At 39.8% G+C, this 18,558-nt stretch carries 19 protein-coding genes; 13 read left to right on the top strand and 6 right to left on the bottom strand.

The features are described from left to right. Positions 1 to 83 precede the first annotated feature (83 nt). The 4 genes from BLR37_RS06195 (at position 84) to BLR37_RS06180 (ending at position 3,442) form a co-directional block, all read left to right on the top strand. Positions 84 to 1,271 (top strand): MFS transporter, encoded by a 1,188-nt coding sequence (locus BLR37_RS06195; RefSeq protein WP_244154606.1) that lies wholly within the window; start codon positions 84 to 86, stop codon positions 1,269 to 1,271. Further along, positions 1,237 to 1,671 (top strand): GNAT family N-acetyltransferase, encoded by a 435-nt coding sequence (locus BLR37_RS06190; protein WP_244154605.1) that lies wholly within the window; start codon positions 1,237 to 1,239, stop codon positions 1,669 to 1,671. The genes BLR37_RS06195 and BLR37_RS06190 overlap by 35 nt, the downstream gene beginning before the upstream one ends. Positions 1,672 to 1,735: 64 nt before the next feature. Continuing rightward, positions 1,736 to 2,851: a M42 family metallopeptidase gene (locus BLR37_RS06185; RefSeq protein WP_090765924.1), complete on the top strand. Its 1,116-nt coding sequence runs from the start codon at positions 1,736 to 1,738 to the stop codon at positions 2,849 to 2,851. 189 nt (positions 2,852 to 3,040) lie between these two features. Continuing rightward, on the top strand, positions 3,041 to 3,442 hold the full coding sequence (locus BLR37_RS06180; RefSeq protein ID WP_090765920.1) for a PAS domain-containing protein: 402 nt from the start codon (positions 3,041 to 3,043) through the stop codon (positions 3,440 to 3,442). 15 nt (positions 3,443 to 3,457) lie between these two features. On the opposite strand, the gene xth is transcribed toward BLR37_RS06180, so the two are convergent. Then, positions 3,458 to 4,234 (bottom strand): exodeoxyribonuclease III, encoded by a 777-nt coding sequence (xth, locus tag BLR37_RS06175; RefSeq protein ID WP_090765917.1) that lies wholly within the window; start codon positions 4,232 to 4,234, stop codon positions 3,458 to 3,460. Positions 4,235 to 4,393: 159 nt separating this feature from the next. On the opposite strand from xth, the gene BLR37_RS06170 reads away from it, so the two are divergent. Together BLR37_RS06170 and BLR37_RS06165 are read left to right on the top strand one after the other, a co-directional pair. After that, entirely contained in the window at positions 4,394 to 4,849 is a 456-nt protein-coding gene (locus BLR37_RS06170) for a sigma-70 RNA polymerase sigma factor region 4 domain-containing protein (protein ID WP_039475098.1), read from the top strand. Beyond that, positions 4,839 to 5,330 (top strand): hypothetical protein, encoded by a 492-nt coding sequence (locus BLR37_RS06165; protein ID WP_090765914.1) that lies wholly within the window; start codon positions 4,839 to 4,841, stop codon positions 5,328 to 5,330. The genes BLR37_RS06170 and BLR37_RS06165 overlap by 11 nt, the downstream gene beginning before the upstream one ends. Before the next feature lie 159 nt (positions 5,331 to 5,489). Here BLR37_RS06165 and BLR37_RS06160 read toward each other — a convergent pair whose 3' ends face one another. The 5 genes from BLR37_RS06160 to BLR37_RS06140 form a co-directional block, all read right to left on the bottom strand. Beyond that, positions 5,490 to 6,008, bottom strand: a complete 519-nt coding sequence (locus tag BLR37_RS06160) for an RNA polymerase sigma factor (RefSeq protein WP_039475102.1) — start codon at positions 6,006 to 6,008, stop codon at positions 5,490 to 5,492. Positions 6,009 to 6,133: 125 nt separating this feature from the next. Next, positions 6,134 to 6,784, bottom strand: coding sequence for a response regulator transcription factor (locus tag BLR37_RS06155; protein WP_090765911.1), 651 nt, complete (start codon positions 6,782 to 6,784; stop codon positions 6,134 to 6,136). Between the two features lie 40 nt (positions 6,785 to 6,824). Beyond that, positions 6,825 to 7,901 carry a PAS domain-containing sensor histidine kinase gene (locus BLR37_RS06150; protein WP_090765906.1) on the bottom strand — a complete coding sequence of 359 codons (1,077 nt, stop codon included), beginning with the start codon at positions 7,899 to 7,901 and terminating at the stop codon, positions 6,825 to 6,827. A gap of 336 nt (positions 7,902 to 8,237) precedes the next feature. Next, positions 8,238 to 9,359, bottom strand: coding sequence for a Gfo/Idh/MocA family protein (locus BLR37_RS06145; protein ID WP_090765900.1), 1,122 nt, complete (start codon positions 9,357 to 9,359; stop codon positions 8,238 to 8,240). A 165-nt stretch (positions 9,360 to 9,524) separates the two neighbouring features. Then, complete coding sequence (locus tag BLR37_RS06140) at positions 9,525 to 9,950, bottom strand: helix-turn-helix domain-containing protein (RefSeq protein ID WP_090765898.1); 426 nt, start codon at positions 9,948 to 9,950, stop codon at positions 9,525 to 9,527. 281 nt (positions 9,951 to 10,231) lie between these two features. On the opposite strand from BLR37_RS06140, the gene BLR37_RS06135 reads away from it, so the two are divergent. The 7 genes from BLR37_RS06135 to BLR37_RS06105 all read left to right on the top strand — a co-directional run bounded on the left by BLR37_RS06135 (position 10,232) and on the right by BLR37_RS06105 (position 18,442). After that, the gene (locus BLR37_RS06135) at positions 10,232 to 10,648 is read left to right on the top strand and encodes a DUF1801 domain-containing protein (RefSeq protein ID WP_039475113.1); all 417 of its coding nucleotides are present in this window, start codon (positions 10,232 to 10,234) and stop codon (positions 10,646 to 10,648) included. A gap of 132 nt (positions 10,649 to 10,780) precedes the next feature. Then, a complete protein-coding gene (locus BLR37_RS06130) occupies positions 10,781 to 13,198 on the top strand; it encodes an alpha/beta hydrolase family protein (protein ID WP_090765896.1) in 2,418 nt (805 codons plus the stop codon). A gap of 291 nt (positions 13,199 to 13,489) precedes the next feature. After that, positions 13,490 to 14,383 carry a DnaJ C-terminal domain-containing protein gene (locus BLR37_RS06125; RefSeq protein ID WP_090765893.1) on the top strand — a complete coding sequence of 298 codons (894 nt, stop codon included), beginning with the start codon at positions 13,490 to 13,492 and terminating at the stop codon, positions 14,381 to 14,383. Between the two features lie 5 nt (positions 14,384 to 14,388). Further along, on the top strand, positions 14,389 to 14,694 hold the full coding sequence (locus BLR37_RS06120) for a chaperone modulator CbpM (RefSeq protein WP_090765890.1): 306 nt from the start codon (positions 14,389 to 14,391) through the stop codon (positions 14,692 to 14,694). 95 nt (positions 14,695 to 14,789) lie between these two features. Then, the gene (locus BLR37_RS06115; RefSeq protein ID WP_090765887.1) at positions 14,790 to 16,364 is read left to right on the top strand and encodes a helicase HerA-like domain-containing protein; all 1,575 of its coding nucleotides are present in this window, start codon (positions 14,790 to 14,792) and stop codon (positions 16,362 to 16,364) included. Positions 16,365 to 16,475: 111 nt separating this feature from the next. Next, positions 16,476 to 17,375: a nucleotidyltransferase family protein gene (locus tag BLR37_RS06110; RefSeq protein WP_090765884.1), complete on the top strand. Its 900-nt coding sequence runs from the start codon at positions 16,476 to 16,478 to the stop codon at positions 17,373 to 17,375. Further along, on the top strand, positions 17,366 to 18,442 hold the full coding sequence (locus BLR37_RS06105) for a phosphotransferase enzyme family protein (protein ID WP_090765881.1): 1,077 nt from the start codon (positions 17,366 to 17,368) through the stop codon (positions 18,440 to 18,442). The genes BLR37_RS06110 and BLR37_RS06105 overlap by 10 nt, the downstream gene beginning before the upstream one ends. The last annotated feature ends 116 nt before the right edge of the window (positions 18,443 to 18,558 follow it).

Here is an 18,558-nt window from a genome sequence, read left to right as displayed (position 1 = left end):
TCCATCGTCATAAGTCCATCGTCTGATAATACATTCATACAGATCCTTTAGGCTCAAGACATAGGGCTTAAGATTTAAGACTAATGGAGATTAATCAAAAATTATCAAGAACCGACATTATCCTGATGGCCTTTTGTACAGGCCTTATTGTTGCCAACATTTATTATTGCCAGCCTCTGGTCGTATTAATTGCCAAAGATTTTAACCTTACCGAAACAGTAGCGGGCCGGATTACTTATCTTACCCAAATTGGTTACGCTTTAGGACTTTTTCTGCTTGTACCGCTTGGCGATATGTTTGAGCGAAAAAAACAGATTCTCCTCATTACTGGCCTTGCTATTTTTGCTCTGTTACTCGCTGCCGTTTCGCACACTTTCTTTGTGCTGGAAATTGCCTCTGTACTCATTGGTGCCTGCTCCATTGTACCGCAGCTTATTTTACCTTTGGCAGCAAACCTGAGTAGCGACGAAAACCGGGGCGCAAACATTGGCATGATTATGAGCGGTTTGCTGGTGGGCATCCTGGCATCAAGGGCCGTTAGCGGAAGTATTGGCTATTGGTTAGACTGGCGGGCAGTTTATTACATTGCCGCAGCCATTTGCGCTTTATTAATCATACTCATGGCCAGGCGTTTCCCCCAGAGTTACCCTAACTTTAAAGGTACCTACCGGGAATTAATGCGCTCTATGTTTGGCTACATTAAAAGCCAGCCTGCTTTAAGAGAAACCTCCATTATTAACTTTTTAGCCTTCGCTATTATCAGCGCCTTTTGGACCACCATGGTATTATTCCTGGCCAATCCGCCATTTAACTTTCAAACCTTACAAATTGGTTTGTTCGGTATTGCCGGTGCTGCAGGTGCTTTAGCGGCGCCGCTTGTTGGTAAATTAAGTGATGGCGGCAATCCACGTAAAAACCTGATGATAGGCTTTATCCTTCAGCTTGTAAGTATGGCCCTGTTTTATTTCACAGGCAGTCATTTATACTTATTTATCATCGGGATTATATTAATTGATATTGCGCAGCAGGCCATTCACGTAACCAACCAAACCCGCATTTACACCTTAATACCTGAAGCCCGAAACAGGTTGAATACCATATTTATGTCGGTAAGTTTTATAGGTGCAAGTTGTGGTTCAGCTTTAGGTTTATGGCTCTGGGGACAGGGTGGCTGGGCTTTATTCTGCTACGGCATGACAGGTATTACCATAATCAATATCCTGATCTATAAATTTTATGGGCAAAGAAAGTTTACCAATGGTTCAAATTGAGCAGATATTCCCGTCGCTAACCTGGCGTATCCGTCACGAAGCCATGTATCCCGATCAGCCTTTTGATATTGTTAAGCTGAAAGATGATTTTGAGGGCATTCATTTTGGGCTATATGCCGATCATAAACTAACCGGCGTGGTTTCGCTGTTTTATGAAGGCGATGTTTATCAGTTCAGAAAACTAGCGGTACTGCCATCTGCACAAAAACTAGGTTATGGCTCGCAATTGATGACCTATATGATTGATTTTTGTAAAATTCAAAAAGCGACAAAACTATGGTGCAATGCCCGTGTACAGGCTAAAGAATTTTATTTTAAATTTGGCTTCCACGAAACCGATAAAGTCTTTTCAAAAGATGGAAATGATTTTGTGATAATGGAAAAAGAATTCACGCATTAATTGACAAAGATAGCAAAACGCATATCGCCATGCGCTTTGCAGTTTGCTATAAAACAAATATCCTATGGCTAAGAAAAAAGACGACGACAAGAAAAAACATGTAAGTGTAGTCACTAAAAAATCGTTACAGTTTTTAGAAGAATACATCAATAACCCTGCTCCTACCAGCTACGAGTGGGAAGGCCAGAAAATCTGGTTAAACTATTTAAAACCCTATATCGATGAGCATTTTATTGATAATTATGGTACGGCAGTAGGCGTAATCAATCCGAAAGCTGCTTACAAAGTGGTAATTGAGGCACATGCCGATGAAATTTCGTGGTATGTAAACTATATTACTGCTGACGGTTTAATTTACGTAATCCGTAACGGTGGTTCAGATCATCAGATTGCACCTTCAAAACGGGTAAATATCCACACCGAAAAAGGTTTGGTTAAAGCTGTTTTTGGCTGGCCGGCTATTCATACCCGTCATGGCGAAAAAGAACAAGCCCCTGAGCTTAAAAACATTTTCTTAGATTGTGGCTGTACCTCAAAAGAAGAAGTAGAAAAACTGGGGATCCATGTGGGTTGTGTTATTACCTACGAAGATGAGTTTATGGTGTTAAACGACCGTTATTATGTTGGTCGTGCATTAGATAACCGTGTAGGCGGTTTTATGATTGCCGAAGTTGCCCGTCTATTAAAAGAAAACAAGAAAAAACTGCCTTTCGGCTTATACATCGTTAACTCGGTACAGGAAGAAATTGGCTTACGCGGGGCAGAAATGATTGCACAACGCATTAAACCTAATGTGGCCATTGTTACCGACGTAACACACGATACTACCACGCCAATGATTAATAAAAATACCCAGGGCGATTTATCTGCAGGAAAAGGACCAGTGGTTTCTTATGCCCCAGCAGTACAAACCAATCTGAACAAATTATTGATCAAAACGGCTGAGAAAAACGATATTCCATTTCAGCGCCAGGCTTCATCACGCTCAACCGGAACGGATACTGATGCATTTGCCTACTCGAATGGTGGCGTACCTTCGGCATTAATCTCTTTACCGTTACGCTACATGCATACAACTGTAGAAATGGTGCACAAAGAAGATGTAGATAATGTAATCAGCCTGATTTACCAAAGTTTATTAAACATAAGCGATGGTCAGGATTTCAGGGAATTTAAATAACAGATTCAAGAAATAAATTTACAAGGAGTTAGGTCTTAAACTTAACTCCTTTTTTTGTGCAGTAAGAAATTGAACTAACTTGATAAGGGCAATTGACTTAAAACTTACAGGATTACACTTTTTTATATTATTGCCCAAATTATCTCTACATTGTTTTAATTATATTTATCAGATAGTTTATTCAATTTTATGAGATTAAACCATAGGACACTGGATCTTTCACTAATTTGCGACGGGCATTGGGATGTGGTTTTTAATCAGCTTGGACTGGGTTTTTGGGAGCTAAGTTTGCCAACATGTACCCTCCGATCGAGCACATCATTTAAAAAGATTTTTGGCTACCCGGCCGATAGGGTCTTAACTTACGAAACCATATTGGGCTTAATCCTGCCCGAAGACCTGGACCGTGTTCAGGATGATATCGAACTAACCGTATCTAACGAGCAGGGTATTTTTCATTCGGTATACAGAATTCGCCGTCCGGATGGAGAAATCAGGTGGCTCAGAGCAGACGCGATCATGTCGCAACCCGACGGCGAATCTTTAAAACTGGTAGGCACTACATTAGATATAACCGATATGAAGAAATAGTATTTCTTTTATCAATTATTCTGCTTTTAAGGTGATCCAAACCGGGCCATGATCGCTGGTTTTTTCCCAACCTCTTACCTCCCTGTCAACTCCTGCAGAAATTAAGCGCTCACTGGCCGTTGGACTCAGCAAAAAATGATCGATCCTTAAGCCTGCATTACGGCCATAAGCATTACGGAAATAATCCCAAAAGGTATAAATGGTTTCATCAGGATATAACTTTCTAATGGCATCTGTCCAGCCCTGAGCCAATAAATTTTTAAAGGCCTCACGCGTTTCCGGTCGGAATAGGGCATCTTCTACCCAGCGCTCAGGCTTATAGGCATCCAGCTCAGTCGGAATCACATTATAATCGCCTGCTAAAATTACAGGCGTACCACTTGCCAAGAGTTTAGCCGCATGCGCTGCAAAACGCTCAAACCACTGTAATTTATAATCGAACTTGGGTCCGGGTGCAGGGTTGCCATTGGGTAAATAAAGGCAACCGATAAGTACGCCATTTACAGTTGCTTCGATATAGCGGCTCTGTAAGTCTTCCGGATCGCCATCTAAACCTCTCCTTGATTCTTTTATCTCTAAATTCCTGGCCAAAATAGCTACACCATTCCAGCTTTTTTGCCCATGCCAGATGGCGTTATAACCTGCATCCTTAATGGCCTGTTCCGGAAATTTTTCTTCAGGTGCTTTTAATTCCTGCAAACAAACCACATCAGGCTGTGTTTCTTCCAGCCAGCGCAATAAAACAGGCAAACGGCCATTTACGCCGTTTACATTATAAGTAGCTATCTTCATGTTATAAATCTCTGTAATAATATTTGAAAACAGAACCCTTGCACTTAATTTGTTTCAAAACCTTTACCTTTTTAAATACTTTTATTTAAAATAATTAAAGGTAATTTAAATTTTAGCACTTATCTTGCGCGTTAATTCTAATTACACCACTCAATACCTATGCCGAAAGCAGTTTTAAACGTCCCGTCTGCCGAACCCAAGGATATCCGTTGGTTTTATGACAAGTATGCCGCCATGCTGCTTGGTTATATTAATGGCATTGTTCAAGATCACCGAAAATCGGAAGATTATCTGGTTTCCATTCTTACCGCTTTTACAGCAGAATTTGGAACAACTGAAAAAAGCCAGCTGAGCATTTGGCTGGAGCTGCGCCAATATGCACAAAGCAAACTGGCAGTGCTTACCGAAAAACATCATTCCTTAACTCCGGCTCATGTAAACAGCAATGGAAACCTGGATTTGTTAGACGATTTGCAAAAACAAATTTTTTGTGCAGTATATTATCACGGAAAATCGATTTCGCAACTGGCTACCGCCTTTAGCAGCGAAGAAGATGAAATCCGCAATCAATTGAAACGATCAATAGATAAAATGAGGAGGAGCCGTGGAAATTAAAAGGATTATAGAAAGTGGTTTAATGGAAACCTATGTAATGGGTATTGCCACAGAAGAAGAGGTCCAACAGGTTTTATTGCTAAAAAAAGAATATCCTGAATTTAAGGATGCACTTGAAAACCTGGAAATGGATATGGAAGTTCTGGCACAGGGAATGGCTATTATGCCTCCCGCCGGTACTCTTGAAAAAATTGAAACCGAAATAAACGAAATTCAGCGCCGTAGCCAGGTGGTGCAAAAAATTGTAGTTCCAAACACCGGATCAGAAAGTGGCAGGGCCGACAAAGAAGAAAAATACATTGAAGTAGAAGCTGAGTCGAATCAGATGCGTGTAAATAAAGCCTGGAAATGGGTTTTTATTGCTGTATTTATTTTAGGAAAGGTATTTTTGGCCGGGGCTATATATTTTTATCTCGAAAACAGGCAGGCCCGCGAAGAGATAAAAGAGTTAAAATTAGAATTGAAACAAAAAATAAAATAAAAGGAGGTTTATTTTAACCGAATTTTAAAACCAATACTAAACTGAAATGTTTAGTTGTTTGATTCATTCATGTTTGAGCGCATGTTTGAGTTTAGATATAGGGATAGACTAATTAGTCTGTCCCTTTTTTCTTCACCATGCTTTTTCGCTCAAATCGCTTTAAGCCACCATATCAGCCTTATAATTTTTGAGCATCTTTTTTAAGAGTCCCCTGGCCACATGTATTTTGGTTTTTACGGTACCCAGAGGTATATCCAGCTCTGCAGCGATTTCATGGTATTTATACCCTTCAAAATATCTGCAAAAACAGAAACGGCAATCTTCGGGCAGGGCATTTAACGATCGCTGAATATCTTCCATCATAAACTTGGCACTTCCAGCGTTAGCTGAGGCACTTGGTGCAAGTTGTACGGATGTTAAATCTTCTTCCTGCTGTATCATTTCATTTTTGCGTTTCACCTTATAATAATGGTTTAGAAAAGTATTTTTTAAAATGGTAAAAAGCCAGGCTCTTACATTACTGCCCAGTTCGAACTTCTCCGAAAAGCGAAAAGCTTTCATAAAAGTATCCTGAACTAAATCTGCTGCATCATCTTCGTCACGTGTGTAAGCCAAAGCACGGTCAAAAAGTGGCTGCCTGTATTGGTAAATGTCGCAATTGAAATTTAAGGTTTCCATACTTGTTTTTGGGGATGGTGTAAGTACTGAACAAATACAGCAGCATTGTGTTATTTGTAGAAATACCCGATTTTTTACGGTTTATTTAAAACGGCAAAAAACAGCCCCAAAAATGGCCTGAATTGCTAGGCAACATAGCCGTTTCGCATGGCAAAACGTACGAGTGAAGCCGAGTTTTTGGTGCCGGTTTTACTAATCAGCGCCTCTCTCTGGCTCTCTACAGTGCGCCTGCTCAGGTACAATTTATCAGCAATTTCCTGGTTGGTGAGCCCATCTGCAATGAGCTTTAACACGTTAATTTCGCGTTCAGAAAAGCTGATTCCGTTGCTCATATTTTGGGCCAGCATGTTAAGTTGATTGTTGAAACGTTCCAAAATTGAGATACATAAATCAGAAGAAAGGTAGCGTTTTCCTTTCATTACATGTTGCAAACAAAACAAAAGTTCGTCTTCTTCAATATCTTTGGACAGGTAAGCAAAAGCCCCTGACGTAAAGGCATTTGAAGCATATTTTTCATCGTCTAAAATCGACAAAACAACCACTTTTACCGGGTATCCTTTTGCTTTTATGGTACTGGTTAGTGCTATGCCGTCGAGCTTTGGCATTACAATATCTGATAAAATAATATCAGCTTTTATTCCCTTTTCAAGAAGATCCAAAACGGCTGAACCATCTGATACTTCTGCTATAACTTTGATGCCTTCATATTTTTCAATAAGTGCTTTAAGTGAAGCCCGGATAATATTGTGATCATCCGCAAGAATAATGTTAATCATAATTCAAATATAACTTACGGTATTTTAAAATTAAAAACGCCTACTTCGGGAGCTCAATATAGAAGGTGGTTCCGACACCAACTTTACTGGTAAACCAGATTTTTCCCCGATGTAATTCTACAATGGCCTTAATTATGCCCATCCCAAAACCACCCGATTCTTCACCCTTCAAACCCGACCGCAAGGTTTGGGGTAAATGATCAAAAAGTCCTGCCTGAAGTTCTTCCGGAATCCCGATACCATTATCAGTTACACTAATCAGCACTGTATTTTCATAGGCTTCGGCATGCAAACCAATAAAACCATCCTCGGCGGTAAATTTTAATGCATTTGAGATGAGGTTATTGATAACCTGCAGAAATTTCATGGTATCTAAACGCAGGTAAATGGTTTCTGCCGAACTGGTAAACTGTATGTTTTTTGTTCTGCCCAGTTTAGAGCGTTTGTAAAAACGAACTACGTCTCTTAGCTCCCAAACCAGATCGGCCCGCTCCTTTCCTATTTCTATTGCCGATGATTTTAAGAACTCACGGTTAATCATGCTTCGAACCAATAACAGGTTGCGTGCGCACATATCTTTAATGAAAGCCAAAGCTTCCATTACTTTCAAATCACCAGTATTGGTCAGGCTGTTTTCTATTGATGAAGCTGCAAGTTTTATCATCCCGAAAGGCTCTTTTAAATCGTGGGCCAAAACTTCGAGGGTAATATTCTTACGGGAGTTAATCTGCTCAATATGAATTTTATTATGCCTCATTATTGTAGTATCTTCTACAATACCTAATAAATATAAGCTTGTGCTATCTGTGAGGGTAAAAACGCTTGTACGCAGGTACTTTTCGTAGTCATTAAACAATAACCTGAATTCGTATTTCTTTTCAGTTTTACTTTCCAGGCTTTCTTCATAACACGATACCACGTGATCGGCATCTTCGGGATGAATATTTTTTAAAAGCAGGGCCGGTTTTTCAAAAATATCGTCAAGAGGTAACTCCCAAAGTTTAGCAATTGAATCGTTGAGATAGACGAACCGACTCGTCTTAAGTTCAAAAATAAAATATCCATCGGCAGATAAACTGCCTAGCTGACAAAAGATAGCTGTATCGATTTGAGCCATAGTGTACTAATTGGATGATTACCGGGCGTTGAGGAGACACTTCCTCATGGTATAATTACAAGACAAACACTAAGCTGGCTAAAAAGTTTTTACCCGATCAAAAAGACCGGGTGAGAAAAGATCTGATGTATTTTTGAGATATTAACATTTTCCACAGGATGTGCATAATTATTTCACATTTCAAAACCAACAATTGCTTAAATTGTTATCATAATAACACGACAAAAAAGTCCTGTGAGCGGGAGATCCGCGGAGGGCAGGCACACCATAAAAAGACCAAAAATCTTTCATCAATAGCCATCAAACCGGTGGCTATTTTTTATTGAGGATCGGGCACTATTTTAACATTACTTTTTTACCCGTTTTGGCCGAAATTTTAGCAGCCTCGAGAATTTTGACTACGGTTATGTTATTCTTTAGTGATGACAAATCATTACCTGGATCGATATCACCTTTTAAAACAGCCGACAAATAGCTTAAATGATTAGCGTACACCGGGGCTAAAGGTTGCGCTTTATATACCTGATAATCGCTTTTACCCTTAATTTTACTCCTTAAATCTTTTTCATTAACCGCCTGAAGGTACCCTGTTGTACCAAACACTTCCATATCTTTAATGCTAAAAGGCCAGTTCCATGAGGCTTCTATAATTCCGGTAGCGGTTGGGTATTCAAGTAAAATGGTGGCCTCATCATCAACTTTCGGGTAAACATCGGGTTTAATCTGATGCGTGATGGCTGTAACTGAAATGGGCAATTGTCCATCCATTAACCAGGTCATAAGGTTAGCGCCATAGCAACCAAAATCAACCAGTGCACCTGCTCCGTTTTTATCCGGATCGGTTAACCAGCTTAAAAATTCCTTGCTTACCCCTATTTCTTTTGGACCCTGATGCCCATCGTGCACAATTATTTTACGCAATGGTCCAATACTGTTGGCAGTTTTAATATTTTTATAAATTTCCTGATTACTTGGGTACCAGGTTGTTTCGTAATTGGTGAACACCTGCACCTTATACTTGCTGGCCAGGGCGGCTATCCGTTCGGCTTGTTTTACCGAAACTGCTAAAGGTTTTTCTACCATTACGGGTATGCCCAATGGTGCAGCTGCTTCTACAACGGCCAAATGATCGCTTATGGCATTATAAGCCAAAACCACATCCGGTTTTTTACGGCTGAGTAAATCGGTAAGGTTCTGATAAAATATACTATCTGGTATCTTATAACGGGTTTTAAACCTGTTTACCAGTTCGGGATTACTTTCGGCAATGCCAATGATATTCACTTCGGCCTTTTGGTAACTGTTCATGATTAGGTAAACATGATCATGATTCAGCCCGGCAATGGCCACATTTAATTTTTGCTGCGCGTACACAGAAAGAGAAACTGGTAACAGACAAACGATAAAGCTAAGGGTGCGCAACAGCGACCTGAAAATGCAGTAAGATACCTTGATCATATTTTTCTAAATTGATAACCACCAAATTAGAAATTTATGAAGGGCTTAATACAAACCATTTAAAATATTACAAGTTCGGGATAGGGAGATGGAAAAGAAAAAACTTAAGGGACGATTTAGTTCTTCATTTAATAAAACATTACAACTTAAAGTGTACTGATGATGCTATTGGTACAAAAATGTTTCAGATCTTCTGTTCCTTAACGGAAACTCTTTGCTAACCTGATCATTTTCATGTGCTTCTTCTGTTACTAACAAATCGTTGTACTTTTCTAATAAGTGAATGTACTTATTCATCCAAAAATATACAGAATTTGAATCTGAACTGCTTTGTTTGCCGGTTTCGGCAGTTTGGCCTGTAGGTTCTGAACTGTACTTGGGAAAGGCTTCCGGAAAGGATGAAGAAAGATCCTGACCTAATAATTTGCCCACCTGCCAAATTACTTCGTGTCCAATTCTGTCTTGGCCAAACCAGTTGTAAATTGTTCTGCGGCTTACATTAAGCTTCCTAGAAAGCTCACTGATGCCCATGCGATCTCTGCGCACTAAGCGCTCAAGAATTTCTCCTTGTTTTAGTAGTGTTGTTGTCATTGAGATAATTAATTTTTAATTAAAAAATAATTAAATCATATATCGGGGACGATTGACAGGTTAAATGTAAGAATAAGTGTGTAACGTTGTATAAAAAGTGTTGATTTTTTGACATTTGTCAAATTACTTCAGCAAAATTGTGTGAAGTAAGTGTTAACCTTCCCTTATTTATATTCAATATAATAATAAACAATACATTACCTGTAAAATATTAGTACTCATACTGTTTCTTAAGAATGGAAATTAGCTATTAAACCCTTATATTCATCATAAAAAAAGATATGGCACAGAATAAAACCACCGAAAATGAGTTAAGTGTTACTGACTTTATCAATACCGTACCAATTGAAACCAAACGCACAGATTGTTTTGCCTTATCGCACATTATAACCGAAACAACAGGCTTTAAAGCTAAAATGTGGGGCACTGCTATTGTTGGTTTTGGAAGCTATCACTATAAGTATGAAAGTGGCCGCGAAGGTGATGCTCCCCTGGTTGGGTTCTCGCCGCGTAAAGATGCCATAGCACTTTATCTATCAGCTCATTTTAAAAACCGCGATGAGCTGCTGGCCAGATTTGGCAAACATAAAACAGCCAAAGCCTGCGTTTATGTAAAAAAAATGAGCGATATCGACATTCCGGTACTCAGGGAAATGATCCTCAATTCTGTAGCACATATCCAAAGCTTGTATCCTTAAGCTTTTCAAAATGCTGGTTAAGGCTAGCCAACCTTCATGGCTTTATTAAATGATGTAAATAAGAAGTTACGCTGTACATCCTTATTTTTTACAATATTTGATCATTCCTTATTTCGAACAAACTAACTGGAAATGATTAAAAAATTACACCTCTATTTATGGATAGCGGGGGCCTGCATTTCACTGCAAGCAGCTGCGCAGGATGCGGTAAGTTACCGAACCCCGCCAAAAGAAATTGCCGATTTATTGCTGGCCAAACCTACGCCAGGTGTGAGCATAGGCGGCAAAGCCGAATGGATCTTATTCAGCGAACGGAATTCTTATCCATCGGTAGAAGAGCTGGCCATGCCAGAATATCGTATTGCCGGTTTAAGGCTAAACCCCAACAATTATTCGCCGAGCAGGCAAACTTATATTAATAATTTTAGCCTTAAAAACATCAAGTCTAACCAGACTTTTCCGGTTACAGGCTTGCCCACACCTTTGTTTGCAGGCAACGTCAGCTGGAACCCATCTCAAAACAAAATTGCCTTTACGCAGACCACACAAAAGGGAGTTGATCTGTATATAATTGATCTGGCAACCAAAAAAGCGACAAAAACCAATAAAACCTATTTAAATGTGGTTTTAGGAAGTGGTATTACCTGGTTAAACGATAATACTTTAATTTACCGTACCGCAACCAAACCTGCAAGTGCAGCACCGGCCAAACCATTAATGCCTAAAGGGCCAACCATACAACAAAACCTGGGTAAAGCAGCACCGAGTGTAACTTATCAGGATTTAATTAAATCGCCTTTTGATGAGCAATTGTTTGAGTTCTTTGCTACTTCGCAGCTGGTAAAAAATACTGCAGGGACAGAAACGCCCATAGGCAAACCTGCTATTTATGGTTCAGTTAGCTTATCGCCAGATAAGAACTACATGCTGATTGAAACCATTCGCAAGCCATTTTCTTATCTGGTTTCGGCATTTGGTTTTCCATCAACTGTTTCCATTACCGATTTAACAGGTAAAACGGTTAAAGTAATTGCCGAACTTCCCTCATCAGAAGGCACGCCATCAGGCTATGATAATGCCCAAAACGTACCACATGGGTTTGACTGGCGCGATGATGAAGCGGCAACACTGGTGTGGTCTAAACCTTTAGATAGCGGCTTAATTAAAAAAGACGTTCCTTATCACGATGCCGTATATGCCCTAAGTGCACCATTTACCGGCACAGAAAAAGAACTGTTTAAAACCAAAACACGTTTCCGCGGTATACAATGGGGCGATGCTAACCTGGCCTTAATTATGGAAGGCCTGCGCAGTAAGCAAACCATTACTGTAAGCCGTTATAACCCAACAACTGGTGCTGTAGAAGAATTATACAGCAGAAACCAAACCGATGCCTATGGCAATCCGGGTTCTCCGGTAACGGCTAAAAATAAGTATGGCCGTCAGGTGATTAAAACTGTAGATAACGGTACAAAATTACTGTTGAATAACCCGGTTGGCTCTTCAGAAAAAGGAGATTTGCCTTTTCTGGCTAAGTTTGACCTCGCTACTAAGAAAAATGAAATTATCTGGCGCAGCGCCGAAGGAACCTTTGAGTATGTAAGTGAAGTAATTGATCCTGACAAACTGGTGTTACTTACCCGTAAGGAAAGCCAGAAACTGGTTCCCAATTATTTTATCAAAAACCTGATACTCCGCGTTGCCGACAGGCCGATAACGGATTTCAGCAATCCATATCCATCTTTAGCAGGTATTACCAAAGAAAAGATTTCGTACAAGCGTGCCGATGGAGTTGATTTAACGGGCGATTTGTATTTACCAAAAGGATACAACAAGGAAAAAGACGGTCCTTTGCCTGCTTTGATCTGGGCTTACCCACGCGAATTTAACTCTGCTGCAGATGCAGCTCAAATCCGTGGATCGAAAGATAAGTTTACCACCATTAGCTGGGCTTCGCCTATATTTTGGGTAACCCGTGGTTATGCTGTTTTAGATAATGCCGAAATGCCTATAGTTGCCAAAGACGGTAAAAAACCTAATGATACTTTTGTAGATCAGCTACAGTTAAATGCCGAAGCGGCCATTAATAAACTGGCAGATTTAGGTGTAGGCGACAAAAAACGCATGGCTGTTGGCGGCCACAGTTATGGTGCTTTTATGACCGCTAATTTACTGGCCCATACCAATCTTTTTGCAGCAGGTATTGCGCGTAGCGGTGCATACAATCGTACGCTAACCCCTTTTGGCTTCCAAAACGAAGAACGTACCTACTGGCAGGCGCCTCAATTGTACTATGAAATGAGTCCATTTAGTTATGCAGATAAGATTAAAACACCTTTGTTATTAATCCACGGCGATTCTGACGATAATCCCGGCACCTTCCCGATTAACAGTGAGCGTTTGTTTAACGCCATTAAAGGAGCAGGTGGCACTACCCGTTTTGTATTTTTACCTTACGAAGCCCACAGTTATCGCGGCAAAGAAAACCTGTTACACATGTTGTGGGAGCAAGATCAATGGTTAGAAAAATATGTAAAAAACAAAAAATAAATTTCTCTCTACCTTTATCGATTAAAGTGCCTCCATGTGAGGCACTTTTTTTGTTATTTTTTCCCGTGGTGTCAGATATTTCTATCTGACACTGATCACATTCCAAAATCCAATATTTCAGCGACCATCTGTCAGCTGGTAACAACTGACAGCACATCTAAGAATACTCCTGTCCTCGCGCATCACGCCAAGCTCATTGTCCTCTGCACCTTGCTCAATGCCATTTCGCTTTAAAACCTTACATTTATACTATATCATTGAACATTAGCCCTACTTATTTGTTAAGCCATTATGGACTACATAGACTATTATAAAATTCTCGATTTAAAGAAAGATGCCACAACCGAGGATATTAAAAAAGCATATAGAAAATTAGCCCGGAAACACCATCCCGATCTTAATCCAAACAACGAGGAAGCCAACAAAAAGTTTCAGCAGATTAACGAAGCCAATGAGGTGTTAAGCGATCCTGAAAAGCGGAAGAAATACGATAAATATGGCAAAGATTGGCAACATGCCGATCAATTAGATGCCCAGGAACGGCAACAAAGGCAATATCAATCGCAAGGTGGAGGTTACGGTAGTAGTAGCTACAGTGGTGGATTTGACGGAGGAGATTTTTCCGATTTCTTTTCATCAATGTTTGGTGGTGGTGGCCGAAGTAGCAGGAATTCACCTTTTAAAGGGCAGGATTATAATGCCGACCTGCAGTTAAACCTGCTCGATGCCTACACTACCCACAAGCAAACATTGACCGTAAATGGCAAACAGGTGCGGATTACCATCCCTGCGGGTGTAGAAAACGGGCAAAAAATTAAATTGCCGGGCTATGGTGCACCCGGAGTAAACAATGGCCCTCCAGGCGATTTATACATCAAATTTAGCATAACCGATGATCCTAAATTTAAGCGGAAAGGCAACGACATTTACATACAGGAAGAAATAGATTTATACACGGCCATATTGGGTGGCGAAAAAATTATAGATACCCTGAATGGTAAAGTAAAATTAAAAGTACCGGAAGGTACGCAGCCCGATGCCACTTTACGTTTAAAAGGAAAAGGTTTCCCGGTTTATAAAAAGGAAAACCATTTTGGCGATTTATACATCAAATGGCAGGTTAAATTACCTACCGGGCTAAATCAGGAGCAAAAAGAACTATTCGAAAAACTCTCTAAACTTTAAACATCATGGAAAATAAGCTAATTCCAGTCGAAGAAATTTGCGCTTATCATCATGTAGAGATTAATTTTATCCAGTCTCTCGAAGATTTTGGTTTGATTCATACCACTATAAAAAAGGAAGCAACCTTTTTACCTATAGCAGAATTAACAAAACTAGAGCAATGCCTGCGCCTGGCCCAGGATTTAGAGATCAATCTCGAAGGCATTTATGCCGTTTCACATCTGCTCAATCAGGTACAGGACATGCAGGATGAAATACAGGCGCTTAAAAACGAAATTAATTATTATAAGCAACTTAACCAGCAACATTAATCAACCGTTTGTGCAGAAATTTGCATTAAAAGTGCATACCAAAACACAACCTTTTTAAGATTAGTTTCTTAAATTGGCGGTCTAATTTTATAAAAATGAGCGATTTGTCTTCAAAATTCATCGAAAAAATAAAATCATCCTATGCCCCAACGGGTTCGTACATTTATTTAGGCGCCGGAATTTTAGACGGACAGGTTTACAGTGAAGCCGAGGTTAATTTATCATTAAAAATGATGAACAGGCATGGTTTAATTGCTGGTGCAACGGGTACAGGTAAAACCCGTACACTGCAGTTACTTGCCGAACAGCTATCAGATGCCGGCGTTCCTGTTTTTATGTTAGATGTAAAAGGCGATTTATCCGGATTAAACCAACCCGGTACTGTTAACCCCAAAATAGAAGAAAGGGCACAACAGTTAAACAAACCTTTTAGCCCGACCGGCTTTCCTATCGAAATTTATTCGCTTTCGGGCAAAATGGGGGCACAAATGCGGGCTACCGTATTGGAATTCGGGCCTACCCTGCTTTCCAAAATTTTAGATTTAAACGACACCCAGGCTGGCGTTATGGCCGTTATCTTCAAATATGCCGATGATAACAAAATGCCGATTATCGATTTAAATGATTTAAAGAAACTCGTTTCTTATTTATCTGAAGGTGCTGGTGCAGCTGAAATTAAAAGCAGTTATGGCAGCATTTCTACAGCTACATCGGGCACTATTTTAAGAAAAATTGTAGCCATTGAACAACAGGGCTTAGGTGGCATGTTCGGCGAAAAATCTTTTGATATTGAAGATCTTTTCGAACGTGTAGATGGTAAAGGAACCATCAGTTTATTAAATATTGCCGATGTTCAAAACCAACCTGTTTTATACTCTACCTTTTTATTGAGTTTACTGGCCGAGCTTTTTGACACCATGCCCGAGGTTGGCGATCTGGATAAGCCTAAACTTATTTTCTTTTTCGACGAAGCCCACCTTTTGTTTAAAAACTCATCAAAAGCTTTCTTAGAGCAGGTTGAAACCATTATCAGGTTAATCCGTTCAAAAGGGATCGGGGTTTTCTTCTGTACACAAGCCCCTACCGATGTACCTGAAAGTGTTTTAGGTCAACTGGGTAACCGTGTACAACATGCTTTAAGGGCATTTACGCCAAACGATGTAGATGCTTTAAAGAAAACTGTAAACACCTACCCTAAATCTGATTTCTACGAAATAGACAAAATTTTAACTTCGTTAGGTACTGGACAGGCTTTGGTTACCGTACTTAATGAGAAGGGTATTCCGACAGAAGTTTCGGCTACCATGCTTACACCACCAAGGGCAGTAATGGGGCCGCTTACTGCTGCCGATTTTGATCAGGTGGTGCATGCCAGCCCAATGTTTACCAAATATAAAGACCCAATAGACCCGGAAAGTGCCTACGAAATATTAACCAAACGCATTAACGAACAAGCTGCTGCTGAAGAACAGGCGAAGCAGGAAGTAGAAGCGCAAAAACAAGCCGAAGCAGAAAGTAAACCTAAACCTGGCGAAAAAAGTCTGGTAGAACAGGTAATGGGTGCTACCATTACCCGCCAAATCGGTAAGGAAATTGTACGTGGTATATTTGGCATGCTTACCGGTAAAAAAACAAGATCAAAGTCTGGCGGCGGACTCTTTGGGTTCTAAAAAACAAATAATTAAGTTTATAAACATTCAAATTGCTATTTTCGCACCATGAGCTGTGCAGGATTTTAATGCTAATCACCTTTATCCCTAAAATAAATTAACAATAAATAGATGAAACCCACCCTATTAATATTGGCTGCTGGTATGGCAAGCCGCTACGGAAGTATGAAACAGATTGATGGCTTTGGTCCGAACGGCGAAACCATTATTGATTACTCCATTTATGATGCAATTAATGCTGGCTTTGGCAAAATTGTATTCATCATTAAAGAAGAGTTTGTAACGGAGTTTAAAGCTATTTTCGAACCAAAACTTGCCGGAAGAATTGAAACTGATTATGTTTTTCAAAACTTCGATTTAAAACAGTTTGGTATTGAAGAAGAAATATACAGAGAAAAACCATGGGGTACCGCACACGCCATCCTTTCGGGTAGAAATGTAATTAAAGAACCTTTCTGCGTAATCAATGCTGATGACTTTTATGGTTATGATGCCTTTAAAAAAATGGTTGATTTCTTAACTACCGAAGTTACCGATAGCAACTACTCCATTATCGGTTATCAGGTAGGCAATACACTTTCTGAGTTTGGCGCAGTTTCGCGTGGGGTTTGTAAAGTAGATGCTGCCGGCAATTTAGAAGAAATTGTAGAGCGTACCAAAGTTTACCCGAAAGATGGCAATATCTTTTATGAAGAAGATGGCGAAGAGTTCCCGTTAAGTTTTGATACTCCTGTATCGATGAATTTCTGGGGTTTTACACCTGCTGTTTTCAAAATTACTGAAGATATGTTCAGAGAATTTGCAATGGCTAATAAAGATAAACCTAAAGCAGAGTTCTTTATCCCCTTAATTGGCGAAAATCTGGTAAAAAGCAATACTGCTACCTTTAAAGTTGTACCAACTACCAACAAATGGTTTGGCGTAACCTATAAAGAAGATAAACCTTTTGTTCAGGATTGCATTGACCAATTGGTTAAAGACGGAACATACCCTGAAAAATTATGGGACTAAATTTAGCTGACGAAGTTTTAGAAGCTTACGGATACGCTAAAGAGAATATTACGATTACACAAATAGGTACGGGTTTAATTAACCGTACTTATTTGCTTTCGCCTTTTACTGAAGAGCATAAATACATCCTTCAGAACATCAATACTGAGGTTTTTACTTCACCACAAACCATTGCCAGCAACCTGCGGGCAATAGCCGATTACCTGAGTTTTGCTTACCCCGATTATCTTTTTATTAAGCCTGTTGCTACTACCAAAGGCGAAGAGATGGCTTATATCCAACACGAGTACTGGCGGATGCTTCCTTTTGTACCCAACACCATCTCTTTAGATGTTTTAGCAGATCCAAAGCAAGCTTACGAAGCTGCCAAACAGTTTGGCAAACTGAGCAGGTTACTCGATAATTTCGATGCCAGTAGTCTGCAGCCAACTATCCCCGGCTTTCACGATCTGAGCTTGCGTTACCAGCAATTTAATGAGGCACTTAATCAGGCTAATGATGGCCTAAAGCATGAGGCAGCAGCACAAATTGAAAATGCGATAAACCACAGGTACATTTTAGATTACTACCTTTCTTATACCCACCGGAAAGATTTCCCAAACAGGGTAATGCACCACGATACCAAAATAAGCAACGTTTTACTTGACGATGAAAGCTATGAGGGTATTTGTGTGATTGACCTGGATACCATTATGCCCGGTAAGTTTATTTCTGACCTGGGCGATATGATGCGTACTTATCTATGCGCATACTCAGAAAACGAAACCGATTTAACCAAGATTAAAATCCGTTTGCCTTATTTTGAGGCCATGATAAAAGGCTATTTAGCCGAGATGAAAAGTATTTTAACCGAAACAGAAAAAGAGCTGATCTTATTCTCGGGTAAATACATCATTTACATGCAGGCCCTGCGCTTTTTAACCGACTTTTTAAACGACAATAAGTACTATCCTACCGATTATCCCGCACAAAACCTTGATCGGGCTAAAAACCAGTTTAAATTGCTTTCCGAAATCGCCGTAAACGAGAAGGAATTGCAGGATATTATAGAAGATAATTTGGTTTAGATATTATTCGTCACCCTGAATTTATTTCAGGGTCTTAATTGTTGAAAAGATGCTGAAATAAATCCGATACCTATCGGATCAGCATGACGATAGCAACATATAAACCTCCGCTATTC

It is taken from the genome of Pedobacter soli (assembly GCF_900101435.1).
In the GTDB taxonomy this organism is placed as follows: domain Bacteria; phylum Bacteroidota; class Bacteroidia; order Sphingobacteriales; family Sphingobacteriaceae; genus Pedobacter; species Pedobacter soli.
Note: the sequence above shows the minus strand (reverse complement) of the source record. Positions and strands in the feature narration are given on the sequence as shown.

Bases quoted from the DNA above. Each gene is read 5' to 3' on its own strand.
- BLR37_RS06195 (WP_244154606.1), top strand. From the start codon at position 84: ATGGAGATTAATCAAAAATTATCAAGAACCGACATTATCCTGATGGCC.
- BLR37_RS06190 (WP_244154605.1), top strand. From the start codon at position 1,237: ATGGGCAAAGAAAGTTTACCAATGGTTCAAATTGAGCAGATATTCCCG.
- BLR37_RS06185 (WP_090765924.1), top strand. From the start codon at position 1,736: ATGGCTAAGAAAAAAGACGACGACAAGAAAAAACATGTAAGTGTAGTC.
- BLR37_RS06180 (WP_090765920.1), top strand. From the start codon at position 3,041: ATGAGATTAAACCATAGGACACTGGATCTTTCACTAATTTGCGACGGG.
- xth (WP_090765917.1), bottom strand. From the start codon at position 4,234: ATGAAGATAGCTACTTATAATGTAAACGGCGTAAATGGCCGTTTGCCT.
- BLR37_RS06170 (WP_039475098.1), top strand. From the start codon at position 4,394: ATGCCGAAAGCAGTTTTAAACGTCCCGTCTGCCGAACCCAAGGATATC.
- BLR37_RS06160 (WP_039475102.1), bottom strand. From the start codon at position 6,008: ATGGAAACCTTAAATTTCAATTGCGACATTTACCAATACAGGCAGCCA.
- BLR37_RS06155 (WP_090765911.1), bottom strand. From the start codon at position 6,784: ATGATTAACATTATTCTTGCGGATGATCACAATATTATCCGGGCTTCA.
- BLR37_RS06150 (WP_090765906.1), bottom strand. From the start codon at position 7,901: ATGGCTCAAATCGATACAGCTATCTTTTGTCAGCTAGGCAGTTTATCT.
- BLR37_RS06145 (WP_090765900.1), bottom strand. From the start codon at position 9,359: ATGATCAAGGTATCTTACTGCATTTTCAGGTCGCTGTTGCGCACCCTT.
- BLR37_RS06140 (WP_090765898.1), bottom strand. From the start codon at position 9,950: ATGACAACAACACTACTAAAACAAGGAGAAATTCTTGAGCGCTTAGTG.
- BLR37_RS06135 (WP_039475113.1), top strand. From the start codon at position 10,232: ATGGCACAGAATAAAACCACCGAAAATGAGTTAAGTGTTACTGACTTT.
- BLR37_RS06130 (WP_090765896.1), top strand. From the start codon at position 10,781: ATGATTAAAAAATTACACCTCTATTTATGGATAGCGGGGGCCTGCATT.
- BLR37_RS06125 (WP_090765893.1), top strand. From the start codon at position 13,490: ATGGACTACATAGACTATTATAAAATTCTCGATTTAAAGAAAGATGCC.
- BLR37_RS06120 (WP_090765890.1), top strand. From the start codon at position 14,389: ATGGAAAATAAGCTAATTCCAGTCGAAGAAATTTGCGCTTATCATCAT.
- BLR37_RS06115 (WP_090765887.1), top strand. From the start codon at position 14,790: ATGAGCGATTTGTCTTCAAAATTCATCGAAAAAATAAAATCATCCTAT.
- BLR37_RS06110 (WP_090765884.1), top strand. From the start codon at position 16,476: ATGAAACCCACCCTATTAATATTGGCTGCTGGTATGGCAAGCCGCTAC.
- BLR37_RS06105 (WP_090765881.1), top strand. From the start codon at position 17,366: ATGGGACTAAATTTAGCTGACGAAGTTTTAGAAGCTTACGGATACGCT.